The organism is Nocardioides luti (genome assembly GCF_014212315.1).
GTDB lineage: Bacteria > Actinomycetota > Actinomycetes > Propionibacteriales > Nocardioidaceae > Nocardioides > Nocardioides luti.
In genome coordinates this window covers 476,058-489,843 of the sequence record NZ_JACKXE010000001.1, presented here as the reverse complement: position 1 = coordinate 489,843, position 13,786 = coordinate 476,058, and the positions used below count along the sequence as shown (strand labels likewise).

The 13,786-nt window shown below is 68.9% G+C and carries 10 protein-coding genes and 1 pseudogene; 6 read left to right on the top strand and 5 right to left on the bottom strand.

Going from position 1 to position 13,786, the window contains the following annotated elements:
• Positions 1-41 precede the first annotated feature (41 nt).
• The 3 genes from uvrA to H5V45_RS21655 all read left to right on the top strand — a co-directional run bounded on the left by uvrA (position 42) and on the right by H5V45_RS21655 (position 4,076).
• Entirely contained in the window at positions 42-2,477 is a 2,436-nt protein-coding gene (gene uvrA / locus H5V45_RS02270) for an excinuclease ABC subunit UvrA (protein WP_185251441.1), read from the top strand.
• Positions 2,478-2,556: 79 nt separating this feature from the next.
• Positions 2,557-3,528: a hypothetical protein gene (locus tag H5V45_RS21660; RefSeq protein WP_185251440.1), complete on the top strand. Its 972-nt coding sequence runs from the start codon at positions 2,557-2,559 to the stop codon at positions 3,526-3,528.
• Entirely contained in the window at positions 3,525-4,076 is a 552-nt protein-coding gene (locus H5V45_RS21655) for a sigma-70 family RNA polymerase sigma factor (protein WP_343061380.1), read from the top strand. Before H5V45_RS21660 ends, H5V45_RS21655 begins: the two co-directional genes overlap by 4 nt.
• A 19-nt stretch (positions 4,077-4,095) precedes the next feature.
• Here the strand turns inward: H5V45_RS21655 and H5V45_RS02255 are convergent, their stop codons facing one another.
• Entirely contained in the window at positions 4,096-4,578 is a 483-nt protein-coding gene (locus H5V45_RS02255; RefSeq protein ID WP_185251439.1) for an META domain-containing protein, read from the bottom strand.
• Positions 4,579-4,689: 111 nt separating this feature from the next.
• On the opposite strand from H5V45_RS02255, the gene H5V45_RS02250 reads away from it, so the two are divergent.
• Positions 4,690-4,911: a hypothetical protein gene (locus H5V45_RS02250; protein WP_185251438.1), complete on the top strand. Its 222-nt coding sequence runs from the start codon at positions 4,690-4,692 to the stop codon at positions 4,909-4,911.
• Between the two features lie 11 nt (positions 4,912-4,922).
• On the opposite strand, the gene H5V45_RS02245 is transcribed toward H5V45_RS02250, so the two are convergent.
• Entirely contained in the window at positions 4,923-6,236 is a 1,314-nt protein-coding gene (locus H5V45_RS02245) for an HNH endonuclease (RefSeq protein ID WP_185251437.1), read from the bottom strand.
• 278 nt (positions 6,237-6,514) lie between these two features.
• Between H5V45_RS02245 and H5V45_RS22530 the strand changes: the two genes are divergently transcribed.
• Positions 6,515-8,305, top strand: a complete 1,791-nt coding sequence (locus H5V45_RS22530) for a pentapeptide repeat-containing protein (protein ID WP_185251436.1) — start codon at positions 6,515-6,517, stop codon at positions 8,303-8,305.
• Positions 8,306-10,136: 1,831 nt separating this feature from the next.
• On the opposite strand, the gene H5V45_RS21495 is transcribed toward H5V45_RS22530, so the two are convergent.
• The 3 genes and pseudogenes from H5V45_RS21495 to H5V45_RS21490 form a co-directional block, all read right to left on the bottom strand.
• Entirely contained in the window at positions 10,137-10,796 is a 660-nt protein-coding gene (locus H5V45_RS21495; RefSeq protein WP_343061632.1) for a recombinase zinc ribbon domain-containing protein, read from the bottom strand.
• Positions 10,779-10,898 (bottom strand): annotated as a pseudogene (locus tag H5V45_RS22190) (recombinase family protein); the annotation flags it as partial. The pseudogene H5V45_RS22190 and the gene H5V45_RS21495, both read right to left, overlap by 18 nt.
• 101 nt (positions 10,899-10,999) lie before the next feature.
• On the bottom strand, positions 11,000-11,542 hold the full coding sequence (locus H5V45_RS21490; RefSeq protein WP_221633870.1) for a recombinase family protein: 543 nt from the start codon (positions 11,540-11,542) through the stop codon (positions 11,000-11,002).
• Positions 11,543-11,643: 101 nt separating this feature from the next.
• On the opposite strand from H5V45_RS21490, the gene uvrB reads away from it, so the two are divergent.
• Positions 11,644-13,776 carry an excinuclease ABC subunit UvrB gene (gene uvrB / locus H5V45_RS02230; RefSeq protein WP_185251435.1) on the top strand — a complete coding sequence of 711 codons (2,133 nt, stop codon included), beginning with the start codon at positions 11,644-11,646 and terminating at the stop codon, positions 13,774-13,776.
• Positions 13,777-13,786 lie beyond the last annotated feature (10 nt).

Here is a 13,786-nt window from a genome sequence, read left to right as displayed (position 1 = left end):
CGGTCCGGGGTAGCCCCCGGCGCAACGGGTACGGCGTCCCGATGGACACCCCCGGGAACGACTCCTTCGTGCGCGTGCGCGGCGCCACCGAGCACAACCTGCGCGACGTCGACGTCGACCTGCCCCGCGACGCGATGGTCGCCTTCACCGGGGTGTCCGGGTCCGGCAAGTCGTCGCTCGCGTTCGGCACGCTCTACGCCGAGGCGCAGCGCCGCTACTTCGAGTCGGTGGCGCCGTACGCCCGTCGGCTGCTGCAGCAGGTCGGCGCCCCGCACGTTCAGGAGATCACCGGGCTGCCGCCCGCGGTCGCCCTCCAGCAGCGGCGCGGCGCCCCGAGCTCGCGCTCGACGGTCGGCACGCTGACGACGCTGTCCAACCTGCTGCGCATCCTCTACTCCCGCGCCGGGACCTACCCGGCCGGCGCCGGGCACCTGGCGGCCGAGGCGTTCTCGCCGAACACCGCCAGCGGCGCGTGCCTGCGCTGCCACGGCCTCGGCGTCGTGCACGACGTCGCGGAGGACCTGCTCGTCCCGGACCGCGACCTCAGCATCCGCGACGGCGCGATCGCCGCATGGCCGGGTGCCTGGCAGGGCGCGAACCTCCGCAGCATCGTGACCGGGCTCGGCATCGACGTGGACGTGCCCTGGCGCGCGCTGCGCAAGAAGGACCGCGACTGGCTGCTGTTCACCGACGAGCAGCCGTCCGTGCTCATCAAGCCGGAGCGGGACCGGATCGACCACGGCTACTACGGCAAGTTCTGGAGCGCGCGCAGCCACGTGATGCACGTGCTGTCGGACTCCAAGAGCGAGCGGATGCGTGAGCGGGCGCTGCGCTTCGTCCGCAGCGTCCCGTGCCCGGTCTGCCACGGCAGCGGGCTGCGCCCCGAGGCCCTGGCCGTCACCGTGGCCGGCGCGTCCATCGCCGAGGTCAACGCGATGTCGCTGACCGACCTGGTCGCCCTGCTGCGTCCGGTGGCGGCGCTGCCGGAGTCGACGAACGAGGTCGCCGTCCGGATCTGCACGGACCTGGTGGCGCGGATCGAGGTGCTGCTCGACCTCGGGCTCGGCTACCTCGGCCTCGGGCGCAGCTCGACCACCCTCTCGCCCGGCGAGGCCCAGAGGCTGCGGATCGCGACCCAGCTGCGGTCCGGCCTGTTCGGCGTCGTCTACGTCCTCGACGAGCCGTCCGCCGGGCTGCACCCGGCCGACGCGGCCCCGCTGCTCGACGTGCTGGACCGCCTCAAGGCCTCGGGGAACTCCCTCTTCGTCGTGGAGCACGACCTCGACGTCGTACGCCGTGCCGACTGGGTCGTCGACATCGGGCCGGGCGCCGGCGAGGGCGGCGGACGGGTCCTCTACAGCGGGCCGGTCGCCGGGCTCGAGGCGGTGGACGAGTCAGTCACGTCGGCGTACCTCTTCGGGCGCGAGCCGGCCTTCGAGCACCCGCTGCGGGAGCCGGCCGGCTGGTTGCACCTGCGCGGGGTCTCACGGCACAACCTGCAGGACGTCTCGGTCGACGTCCCGCTCGGCGTGCTCACCGCCGTCACCGGGGTGTCCGGGTCGGGCAAGTCGACGCTGGTCACCCAGGTGCTGGCCGAGGTCGTCCGCGGGTACCTCGGGCAGGCGGTGGACGACCCGGACGACGCCGACCTCGAGGTCGACGTCGCGGACGTCGCCGGGCTGGAGGCGTTCGACCGGCTGGTCCGCGTCGACCAGCGGCCGATCGGGCGCACCCCGCGGTCCAACCTGGCGACGTACACCGGTCTCTTCGACGCCGTCCGCAAGGTCTTCGCTGCCACCGACGAGGCGCGCGCTCGCGGGTACGCCGCCGGGCGGTTCTCCTTCAACGTGCCCGAGGGGCGTTGCGAGACGTGCCAGGGCGAGGGCTTCGTCGCGGTCGAGCTGCTGTTCCTGCCGGGGACCTACTCCGAGTGCCCCGCCTGCCACGGCGCGCGCTACAACGACGAGACGCTGTCGGTGACCTACCGGGGCAGGAGCATCGCGGACGTGCTGGCGCTGTCGGTCGACGACGCCGCCGTCTTCCTCGCGGACGTGCCGGCCGCGGCACGCAGCCTCGGGACGCTGCGCGACGTCGGCCTGGGCTACCTGCGGCTGGGGCAGCCGGCCACCGAGCTCAGCGGGGGAGAGGCGCAGCGGATCAAGCTGGCGACCGAGCTGCAGCGCGCCCGACGGGGGCACGCGCTCTACCTCCTCGACGAGCCCACCGCCGGGCTGCACCCGGCCGACATCGCCCTGCTGCTGCGTCAGCTGCACCGTCTCGTCGACGCCGGCAACACGGTGGTGCTGGTCGAGCACGACCTCGACACGATCGCGACCGCGGACTGGGTGGTCGACCTGGGTCCGGGCGGCGGTGACGGCGGCGGGCAGGTCGTCGCGACCGGGACGCCCGCGGACGTCGCGGCGGCCGGGGTGGGCGCGACCGCGCCGTACCTCGCGGGGCGGTTGGCCTCGCGGTAGCCCGGGCGGGCGTCTGTCCGGCGTGGGAATCTTGCGGGGTGCATGACAACGCCGTCGGGCCGCCGTACGTCTGGGGACCATGATCGAAACCACCGATGTCGGCCCCGCCCTTGACGCACGCCTCGACGGGCTCGCCCCGCTCCCGCCGGAGCACTACCTCGCGGCCGGCCGCCGGGCGCGACGCACCCGTCGCCGACGGCGCGCGGGTGGCGCCCTCGGCCTCGTCGCGGCGGGCGTGCTCGTCGCCTCGCAGCTGCTGCCGCTGGGGTCCGGCCCCGAGCGCGCCCGGGAGCACCGACCCGACGTCGTCGCGAGCGGCGGCGTGGTCGCGCCCCGGTCGCTCTCGGACCTGCGGGTCGAGGCCGGCACGGGTCGGATCGACACCTTCTCCACGGACGAGATCCCGTCGTGGGCGCAGGAGTACGGCAACCACGGCCCCGCGGCGATCGCGCCGGACGGCCGGTTGTGGATCGCGCCCGAGGCCGCCGTGGTCCGCTCGATCGCCGACCCGGTCGGTGCGGGTGGGGCGGCGGCCGGCGTCGCCCACTCGTACGCGATCGAGGTGAAGTGGCAGGCGCCTGCCCGCGACGGGGCCGGTAGCCCGTCGACGTCGCCGCTCGAGGGCACGGACGGCACCTTCTGGTGGGCCGGCTTCCAGGACGCGGGCAGCACCGCGACGTACGGCAGCCTCGACGACCCGGACCGCTGGACCTCCGACTTCGCGCTCTGGGCGGAGAACGAGACGGCCTCGGTGCTCGACCAGCCGCGCTTCGCCGACCGGCTGGTGCACTTCGCGGACGACACCTCGAAGGTGCTGGTCGCGCAGCCCGGCGTCGAGATCGTGCGGCAACGGACCGACGTCGACACCGGCAACAGGGAGCAGTACGCCCGCCAGTCGGTCGCCGAGGTGCGGATCGACGGGCACACCTACTTCGTGCTCGCCGACGGTCGCCGGAGCGGCCACGCGTTCTACGAGCCCTTCGAGGGCGGCGTCGTCGTCCGCGACTTCGCCGACTTCGTCCGCTTCGTCGCCGCCGGGACGTCCGAGTGAGCCGTCCTGTGGGTGGTGCCGGGAGCGGTGCTGCGGGCGGAGCTGCGGGCCGGGACGAGGCGTCGTACGTCGAGTTCGTCGCGGCGAGCCAGGACAGGCTGCGCCGGATCGCGTACGCCGTGTGCGCCGACGACGCCCGCGCCGAGGACGTGCTGCAGGAGGCGCTGGTGAAGCTGTACCTCGCCTGGCCGCAAGTGCGGACCCGCGGCTCCGAGGAGGCGTTCGCCCGGCGGGTGATCGTCAACGCGGACCTCGACGACCGGCGCCGGCCCTGGCACCGTCGGCGCAGCCGGATGTCCGAGGAGGAGCTGACCCGGCTGCCGTCGGCGGCCGCGACGGAGTCGGCGGAGCACCTGGACCTGCTGGCCGCGCTGCGACTCTTGCCGCCGATGCAGCGACGGACCGTGGTCCTGCGGCACTGGCTGGGCCTGAGCGTCGAGGAGACCGCGGACGAGCTGTCGATCGCGCCGGGCACGGTCAAGAGCCACACCTCCCGCGGCCTCGCCGCGTTGCACCGGTTGCTGGTGGAGGACGCGAGCCCGGTGTGAGTCTGGTGCCCGGCTCGCCTCAGCGGCCGTGGTAGCGGTGGACCGGCAGCGGCGCGAAGGTCAGCTCCAGGCCGGGGCCGGTGAGCACCAGCCGGTCGTCGCTGCGCTCTGCGTGGTCGACGGTGGCGAGGAGGTCGGCGTAATGCCCGTCAAGGGGGTCGGGTTGGCGCCCAGGCGGACAGGTCATCATGTGGCCGACGTCCAGGTCGCCGAAGTGCACCTCGGATCCGTCGACGGTGGTCTCCCACCCGATCACCTCGCACCCCGAGAGCGCCTGCTCGCCGAGGTGGAAGACCAGGGTCGGGGTGCCTTCGCCTCCAGCGAAGCCGACGTCGAGGTCATCGGCGACGGCGTGCGTCATCTGCCACCGGCCGTCGAGGACGACGTCCTGCTCCTGGCCGCCGTCGCGGCCGAGGACCAGGGCCGCGGCGACCCCGAGGCCGACGACGACGATCAGCGCGGCCGCGACGAGAGCGGCCGTCGCCCTGCGTGATCGCCCCATGCGGACAGTGTCCGCCGAAGTGTGTCCCGCCGGCGGGATGTTGCGACTTACGATCCCGTCACGAGTCTCTTCCGTGACGAAGCGCTGCTGCGACGGGCCCTGGGCGCCGCGATGATCTTCGGCCTCCTGGGGTTGTGGACCCGGTCGTGGCGGGAGGACCTCACCTCGAGCGGCACCTACTCCGACGACAGCTTCCACACGGCGAACGACCTCACGCACAACTTCTGGGCGTTCGCCGTCATCGCGCTCCTCTACGTCGCGATCTCCCTGCTCGTCACGCCCCGGACTCCGAGGGTGGGCGCCGAGGCGTCCCAGGTCGCGGAACAGGCCTAATCGCAGACGGCTCAGGCGGCGAGCTCGAGCTCGACCTCGCTGAAGGCGCGGTCGACCCTGATGCGGGGTCGGGTCCCCGGCATCGGGGGAGCGGTCGACCGGTAGGTGTGTCCGGTCGGGGTGACGATCTCGACGGTGTGGCGCGGCCCGGGTCGTGGTCGGGCGGTCCAGCCAAGACCCTCCTTGGCGAGGTTGCAGGCGACGCAGAGGCCTTGGCCGTTGGCGGCCGAGGTGGGACCCCCGTCGGCGGCCCGGACCACGTGGTCGGCGTGCCGGGCGGGTGCGGAGCACCAGGGCGTTCGGCACGTGGCCCGGTCGCGCAGGGCGATCCAGCGGCTGAGTCCCTGCGGGAAGGTGCGGGACAGCGCGTCCAGGGCGAGCAGCCGGCCGGTGGTCGGGGCGGTGTAGAGACGGCGGAACCACGCCGCGCCGGCGCCGGCGCCGGCTGCCGACGTCACGAGGTCGCGGGCCCAGCCGGCCGGGACGACGCCGTGCCCGAGCAGCTCGGCGGGCTCGTCGTCCCCGGCCAGCAGGGTGCGGTCGGTCATCACGAGGCCGACGCTGACCGGGACCGGAGCGGTGCTGGCGCGCCCGGTCAGCCGCTCGACGACGGTGTCGGCCATCGCCTGGCCGCGCGAGCGTGCGTCACCGGCGGCGCGGAGGCTGTCGGCCTGCTTGGTGAGGGCGGCGTACGCCGAGACGCCGGCGGCCATCGGCAGGAGGGAGGTGAGGTAGACCATCGCGTCGGGCGCGGGCCGGATGGTGACGGTCCGGTCGGACTCGGCACGGCGGGCCCGCCGCAGCACCGAGTCGGCGTCGAGCTGGTAGGCCCGGCGTTGGACCTCCGCGACCAGCTCCCGGTCGCCGAGCTGCTCGAGTCGCGTGAGGTCGCCCGCCACCTCGCGGTCGATGGTCTGCCGGTCCTCCAGCGTCAGCTGAGCGGTCTCGCGCACGAGCAGGGTGGCGCGGTACTCCGACAGGACGCCGGCCTCCATCGCCCTGCGCGTCCACGGCATCTCGGTGGCGAGGATCTTGCCGAGCCCGAGCAGGATCGCGCCGCGGTGCGGCGACTCGCGGCGGGCCAGCCCGACCTGCGCCCCGATCCCGACCCCGCGCTTGTCGGCGCGAACTCCAGCCTGCTCGCGCTCGGCCCGGACGGACGCGTCGAGCGCCGCCGCCTCACGGGCTTGGGCCGCGCAGAGAGCGTTCTTCGCCTCCTCCATTGCCCGGATCCGGTCGATCCGCTCGGCATCGCTGGCCGCCTCCGGCAGGCGGGTGAGCTCGTGGACGAGGGTCCGAGATCCGCCTTTCGATGCATCGAACATGTATACGATTATATGCCAACTCGGAGATCGAGGAAAGGGGCGGGTGTCGCTTCTGTGGACAAGCGCGTCGGCGGGCGTCGGGCCGGATCGTGCCGTCCGAAGGAGCCGGACAGACCTGGCTTGCCAACCTCGCTAGTCGCAAGTACACCCGCTCCCACCTCAACTTCGAGTGAGGGGAACTGCGGCGAGCCCTGACGGAATCCGGCCTTGAAACAAGGGGCGGTTCCTTGAGTGCTAGATGACGCCCCCAGGGGGCGGTTGTCAGATACCGTCTCGCGGTGAGGTTTCTTGACGAGCAGGTTGTCCACCATGGCCACCGCGATGACGACGACGACCACGTGTCTAAACGCCTCCGCTTGCGGACTCGATACTGCCTGCTTCTTGCGGGCGTGCTCGGCTTCCTCGTAATACTGATCTCGGAGCCTATAAGTATTGGAGCGAGATGGGTCGCGAGCGTCGCCTGGGATCATTGGCCATGGGCATTGCTCCCGTTGATGTGGCTAATCATCGGCGTCGGCATTACGGTCTATTTGCACGTGGCCAAGTTCTTTGACCCGGGTTCCAGTGTTCCGGAATGGTCGGGGTTCTTCATCGGCGGGGCGCTCGCCGCAACCACCGCCCTAGAGCTCGATAATTCGATCGGATTGTTTGATCGCTTAGAGCAGCTACCCGGCGGCTGGGTCACAGTGTGTCTTGCAGTCACAGGTGCGCTTTCCGTTGCTGCATTGCTGCGTAACAGCTCGCCAATTTATATTGACGGTGTCGAATTACTTGCAGGAGTCGCAGCCCTTACAGTGGTTGCTCCCTCCATCTACCTTGCAATCCGCGCCATGCGGCTGCGATTCGACTGGAGTCAGATCGCCAGTCAGGCGGCCGCCGTAATTGCTCAAAACTGGTCGCCTATTCTCTTGGCGCTAGCCATTCTTTACCAAGCGCCTGGGTGGCGCCGGTGGTTCAGGAGCAGGGCCTATGCGCGAAATGAGTTGCACGTCACGCCGATTAATGGCCTTCGCATGATGGTGATGGCTGGCCTAACAGCTGCGCTTGCGGCATACGTCCTTCTGTATTTCCTGCCACCGAACCTCATCCCGTCTGGAGGTCTGAGTGCCGCTCAAAGGGCGGACGCGCTCACTCAAGAACGTAGAACAGTCCTGGCCACCATTGCGGCGATCGGCGCTGGAGTGACGCTGCTGTACACCCATCTGCGTCATCAGTTGGATCGCGATGCAAACGCGACAGGTAGATACACCGAGGCCGTGCAGCAACTCGGCGACGAGGCGATGAGCATCCGGCTCGGTGGCATCTACGCCCTTTCTAGAGTGGCAAACGATTCGCCTGGCGATCGTGCCACTGTGAGTCAGGTACTCGCAGCGTTCGTGCGCGATAGTTCCCGCGGGATCTCCATGGATGTTCCGCTGGACGTTATCGCCGCGCTTACTGAATTAGGAAGGAAGCATCTCGCAGGCGAAGGGCAGGTCAATCTTCGATCTTGCAAGCTCACGGCTGGCAACCTTGCCGACGTCACGTTTCCAGCGTCGGTGGACCTGCGCCTATCCGACCTGACTGCGACTAACCTCCACTCGGCGTCGCTTATAGCCGCCAATTTGGCTCAATCGACGCTCAGTAACGCCATATTGCAGGATGTGACTGCTCGTCGGGCATCCTTTGCTAATGCCACTGTGGATAGCGTTGATTTCACGGGCGCGCAATTGCAAGACGTTGATATGTCAGGGGCAGATCTCAGCGGCAGCGATCTGCGCGGCGCCGACCTTACGGGTGCCAACCTGCGAGGAGCGCGCCTGGTGCGGGCCAACCTGTCAGGCGCCGATCTCACTGGTGCCGATCTTCGTGGTGTCGACCTGACCGGTATCCCGTTAGCAAATGCTCGGCTCAGCTTCTCGCTCTTGCACGGGACGGGGCTGACCAAGGAGAAGGTTCTGTCTATCGACGGCGAAGCCGAGCACATGGTCTTCAGTGAATCCGACTACATGGACGACAAATCAGACGAAGCGTGGGAGCGTCGCTATCGCTGGGAGAATCAACGCAGCAGAGATGTCTACGACTACTAACCGGGGGTAGCGCCCGCCACCAGCCTCAGCCTTCGACACACGCATGTCTCACCTTGACTTGATCTGCAACACAACTCGTCGTCGCCTGCGGACGTGCTCTAGACGATTCGCGGGTTGGAGCTTGCATAGGTGTAGTTCGTAGCGGATGCTGGCGGTGCTTGGTTCGAAGGGATCGGGGAGAGCCCGACAGAGACGATGAAGAACGGGTTCCGCACACAGGAGAGACCGCGGCGGGACTGTCGGCAGGGACGCGTTGGACGGTAGAGCGCGTATCCAGGGCTGTAGCTGACCGGCACAACTAGCGACTACCGCACGGAACCAGCAACATTCTGTTGCTGCGTCGTGCGAGGTCTCTGCGTCTGGTCGCTCTGTTCGTGTACCCGCTGTTGGTGCGGGTTGGTCGTTGTCCCTGTATCCCGGCGCGGGAGAGGCCGGCGGCTGTTTCATCTCCAAGCGACCTCGAGGTACTGGGTCGGGCTGGACTGTGGTCGAGGATCCGGTGGAGCTGGCTGAACTGGAGGCGGCTCGTCGGGAGCGGGCTCGGTTCGAGGCGGCCCGTCGGGCACGTGCCCGGCTGCGTCGCTACTGCGTGTCCAATGAGCTGACGCGATTGGGAACGCTGACTTACGGGCCCCCGTTCTGCACCGATGCAGCTCAGGCACGCAGAGATGTCGGATTGTTTTCCGTCGTCTCCGCTCGGCGCTTGACGGTGAGGCGTTTCCGTACGCCTGGGTGCCCGCGTTTCACAAGGACCAGGAGCGGTTGCACCTGCACTTTGCGGCGTGTCGCTACATCAAACGTTCGTTGATCGAATCTGCGTGGGGGCACAGGTTCGTACACATCAAGCGGTTGAGCGATGGGCGCTGGCGCTCGGGGAGAAGCGCGGCGGGCGTCGGGTTACTTGTCGAAGTACGTCGCAAAGTCGTTTGCAGACCAGCGCATCCACGGACGGCATCGCTACGACGTGGCGCAGGGGTTCCGGCCCGTCCGAGTGCACGTGTGGGGCGTTCGGCGCAGGACGTGATCGCGCGCGCATCTGACCTGCTGGGTCAACGCGCTCCGGTGCGTGTGTGGCATTCCGACGACGAGCCGGCGTGGCATGGTCCGCCGGCGGTCTGGGCTCAGTGGGCATGAGCGGCGTGGATGTGGCTGCGATCGCGGCATGGGTCGAGCGGTCCTGCGCCGATCAAGCGATCCCGGTGCGCGTGTGTGATCGGCGGGTCATGACACGGGTCGCTGCCCTCCTGGTTGGCGGGGTCGGGAACCCACCCGGCAGCGCAGCGCGGACGGGTTCCCGACCCCGACGCCAGGCGGGAGAGGAAGGCGTCATGAGCAGACGACGCAGGAGTGCGCAGGGTGGGCGGTTTCAGGAGGCCCGACGGGCCGATGAACGTGCGCGGGGTGGTCCACACCCGTTGTCGGAATCGTTGATCGAGCTCGTGCCCGATCTGGCGTTGGCTCAGCTGTTCCGCCAGTTCTGCCCGGTCTGCGGGAGTCGGGTGCTGCGGTGGTTCACCGGGGCCGAGGCAGCAAGGGCGCTCGGGGACACCGTGGCGGGCCAGATGCTCGCCCAGCTACCGCGCGGATATCGAGAGGTCGCCGATTTCTGGGTGTGTCTGCGCTGCAACGAATCGGGATGCTTCGGGCCGAGCGAGTGGGACCCATCCTGATTGCGCACCATCTTTTGGGGCGTGGTTGATCGGGTGCGGTTCGGTGCGGCGTGTCTCGGGTCCGCAGGGGCCCCGCGCGCGTGAGGGACGAACGCGGGTGGGGGTGCGGCCACGCCGCACCGTGCCCGATCAACCGCCATGGCTAGACGGTGCGGTGAGGGTCAGACGCGCCAGATCGGTGAAACCCGCTCCAGCTCAACGCTCTGGACGCCAGCACGGCCGGGTGCGATAGCGGCGTGGTCGAGGACCGCTTTGACGATGGCGTGTTGCCGGTCGAGGTTCAGTCCGGCCCAGGCTGCGCGCAGTTCCGAACCAGTGCCCATGAAGGTCGTCAGGTTGCTGGTCTTGGTCAGGCGAGCGAGAGCACGCGTGGTCTGCTCGATGCGTTGCTCGATGGGTCGTCGGGCGATGAGCCATTCCGCAATTTCGATGGTGCCCTCGCCGTAGGCCGTAGACAGTTCCTCGCGGCGCGCGTCCGCGGCATCGAGGTCGGTAGAGAGGATTTGGATGCGGTCGTCACTGCTGCCGCGTCCGTGGATCGTGTCGGCTAGCTCAGGGCTGTCAAGGCGGTAGAGGACTGCCTCGGTGATGAGTTCTTCCAGTGCAGGCGCGGTCACGGTCAGGCGTCCACAGCCGCCGTGGTCAGGACCCGAGAGGCATACGTAGCGGCGGCGGTCCGCGCGAGGGCTGGAGAACAGCCGGTTTTCGCAGCGTCCGCAGCGCAGCAGCCCCGAGAGGAGGTATCGCTGGGGAGCGCGTCGACCCGAGGATGCTCGTTCCTGGAACGCGATCGCGATCTTGCGGTGAATGTCTTCATCGATGATCGGTGCCCATGGCCCGGGCCCAACGATCTGACCTGGGTGGACGCGTTGTCCGGCGTAGCGGGGGTTGAGCAGCATCCCGCGCAGGGTGCTGGTGCGCCAGTCGGCGCCGTCACCGTTGGATGTCCTTCAGCGTTGAGCCAGGACGCGATCGAGCGGGTCGATTCCCCGGCGAGGAGGCGATCGACCATGACGCGGAACAGTCACGCTTCCTCGGGGTCGATGGTGGTGAAGTCACTGCGGTAGCCGTAGGGCCGGGTGGACCCGCGGTGTGGCTTGCCCTCAGCTGCGTTCTGGTCGTTCTTGCGTGCCACCCTGCGGGACTTGTCGGCAGATTCCTTGGCTGCGACAGCCCCGATCAGTTGGGCAATGAACACCCCGTCGCCGGTTCCGAAATCGCTGTTTCCGGTCACTGTCTTCACGTTGTTCGCGATCCCCGCGGTGTCGATCACGGTGAAGAACTGCTCCAGCTCGATCGGTCTGCGGTGCAGTCGGTCCTGGTGCCACACGAGCACCCCATCGATGAAGCCGTCGCCGATGTCGCCTAGGAGGCGCTCGTACTCGGGGCGTCGTCGGCCCGAATAGGCGGAGACATCGTTGTCGAGGTACTCACCCGAGACCGCCCACGTCAAGCGCTCGGCCAGGGCATGGCAGTCCTGGACCTGACGCGCCACACCTGCGCCGGTGCCGTCGGTGTCGCTGCTGATCCGCGCATAGATCGCCACAGCCTTGGGGGTCGTCGTCATGGGGTCATATTGCGGACGGACCAGCAACCTGAGCCAGCTCTGCCCACCCGCCACACGCGACGACATCCCCACTGTCGGAGGTCGCCCGTACGCTGGAGGACATGCGACCAGTGACCGATCTCGAGCGCCGGGTGGCCCCCTTCAAGGTGGTCTCGGACTACTCGCCCTCCGGCGACCAGCCGACCGCGATCGCGGAGATCACCAAGCGGGTGAAGGGGGGCGTCAAGGACGTCGTCCTGCTGGGTGCGACCGGCACGGGCAAGACGGCGTCGGTGGCCTGGGTGGCCGAGCAGGTGCAGCGCCCGCTACTGGTGCTGCAGCCCAACAAGACGCTGGCCGCGCAGTTCGCGAACGAGCTGCGCCAGCTCTTCCCGGACAACGCGATCGAGTACTTCGTCTCCTACTACGACTACTACCAGCCCGAGGCCTACGTCCCGCAGACGGACACCTACATCGAGAAGGACTCCTCGATCAACGAGGAGGTCGAGCGGCTGCGGCACAGCGCGACCAACTCGCTGCTGACGCGGCGCGACGTGATCGTGGTCAGCACGGTCTCCTGCATCTACGGCCTCGGCACCCCGCAGGAGTACGTCGACCGCATGCTGCGGCTCAAGGTCGGCGAGGAGCGCGACCGCGACTCGATCCTGCGCCAGCTCGTCGAGATCCAGTACACCCGCAACGACATGGCCTTCACCCGCGGCACCTTCCGCGTCCGTGGCGACACCCTCGAGGTCTTCCCGGTCTACGAGGAGCACGCGGTCCGCATCGAGTTCTTCGGCGACGAGATCGAGCGCCTGATGACGCTGCACGCCGTGACCGGCGAGGTGCTCACCGAGGACCAGGAGCTCTACCTCTTCCCGGCGACCCACTACGTCGCCGGCCCGGAGCGGATGGAGCGCGCGATCCGGGGCATCGAGCTCGAGCTGGAGGACCAGCTCGCGACCTTCGAGAAGCAGGGCAAGCTGCTCGAGGCCCAGCGGCTGCGGATGCGCACGACGTACGACGTCGAGATGATGCGCCAGGTCGGCTCCTGCTCCGGCATCGAGAACTACTCGATGCACATGGACGGCCGGGTCCGCGGCTCCGCGCCCAACTGCCTGCTCGACTACTTCCCCGAGGACTTCATCACCGTTGTCGACGAGTCCCACGTCGCGGTGCCGCAGATCGGCGGGATGTACGAAGGCGACATGTCGCGCAAGCGCAACCTCGTCGACCACGGCTTCCGGCTGCCGAGCGCGATGGACAACCGGCCGCTGCGCTGGGAGGAGTTCCTCGACCGGATCGGCCAGACGATCTACCTCTCCGCGACGCCGGGCAACTACGAGCTGGACAAGATCGGCGGCCCCGAGAACGCCGTCGAGCAGATCATCCGCCCGACCGGGCTGATCGACCCCGAGGTCGTGGTCAAGCCGACCAAGGGCCAGATCGACGACCTGATCCACGAGATCCGGCTGCGCACCGACAAGAACGAGCGCATCCTCGTCACCACGCTGACCAAGAAGATGTCCGAGGACCTCACCGACTACCTCCTCGACGCCGGCGTCCGCACCCGCTACCTCCACTCCGAGGTCGACACCCTCAAGCGGATCGAGCTGCTCCGCGACCTGCGCCTGGGCGACTACGACGTCCTCGTCGGCATCAACCTCCTGCGCGAGGGCCTCGACCTGCCGGAGGTGTCGCTCGTCGCGATCCTCGACGCCGACAAGGAGGGCTTCCTGCGCTCCGACAAGTCGCTCATCCAGACGATCGGCCGCGCCGCCCGCAACGTCTCCGGCCAGGTCCACATGTACGCCGACAAGATCACCCCCTCGATGGAGCGGGCGATCGACGAGACCAACCGGCGTCGCGAGAAGCAGGTCGCCTACAACACCGCCCACGGCATCGACCCGACACCGCTGCGCAAGAAGATCGCGGACATCACCGAGATGCTGGCGCGCGAGGACGAGACCACCCAGGAGCTGCTGCAGACCTGGGCCGGCACCGAGGCCAAGGGTCGCGCCGGGGGAGTCAAGGCCAAGCAGCCGGTGCCCGGGCTGTCCAAGGCCGCGGCCGGCCAGCACGCCGCCGACCTCGCCGGCATGCCGAGCTCGGACCTGGCCCAGCTCATCCAGGAGCTGACCGACCAGATGAAGGGCGCCGCCGGCGAGCTGCAGTTCGAGCTGGCCGCCCGCCTGCGCGACGAGATCTCGGGCCTCAAGAAGGAGCTCCGCCAGATGATGGAGGCAACCAGGTGACCCGGGAGAG

Coding starts and splice junctions, on each gene's coding strand:
- H5V45_RS02250 (WP_185251438.1), top strand. CDS start 4,690: ATGATCTTCGGCCTCCTGGGGTTGTGGACCCGGTCGTGGCGGGAGGAC.
- H5V45_RS02255 (WP_185251439.1), bottom strand. CDS start 4,578: ATGGGGCGATCACGCAGGGCGACGGCCGCTCTCGTCGCGGCCGCGCTG.
- uvrA (WP_185251441.1), top strand. CDS start 42: ATGGACACCCCCGGGAACGACTCCTTCGTGCGCGTGCGCGGCGCCACC.
- H5V45_RS21660 (WP_185251440.1), top strand. CDS start 2,557: ATGATCGAAACCACCGATGTCGGCCCCGCCCTTGACGCACGCCTCGAC.
- uvrB (WP_185251435.1), top strand. CDS start 11,644: ATGCGACCAGTGACCGATCTCGAGCGCCGGGTGGCCCCCTTCAAGGTG.
- H5V45_RS21490 (WP_221633870.1), bottom strand. CDS start 11,542: ATGACGACGACCCCCAAGGCTGTGGCGATCTATGCGCGGATCAGCAGC.
- H5V45_RS02245 (WP_185251437.1), bottom strand. CDS start 6,236: ATGTTCGATGCATCGAAAGGCGGATCTCGGACCCTCGTCCACGAGCTC.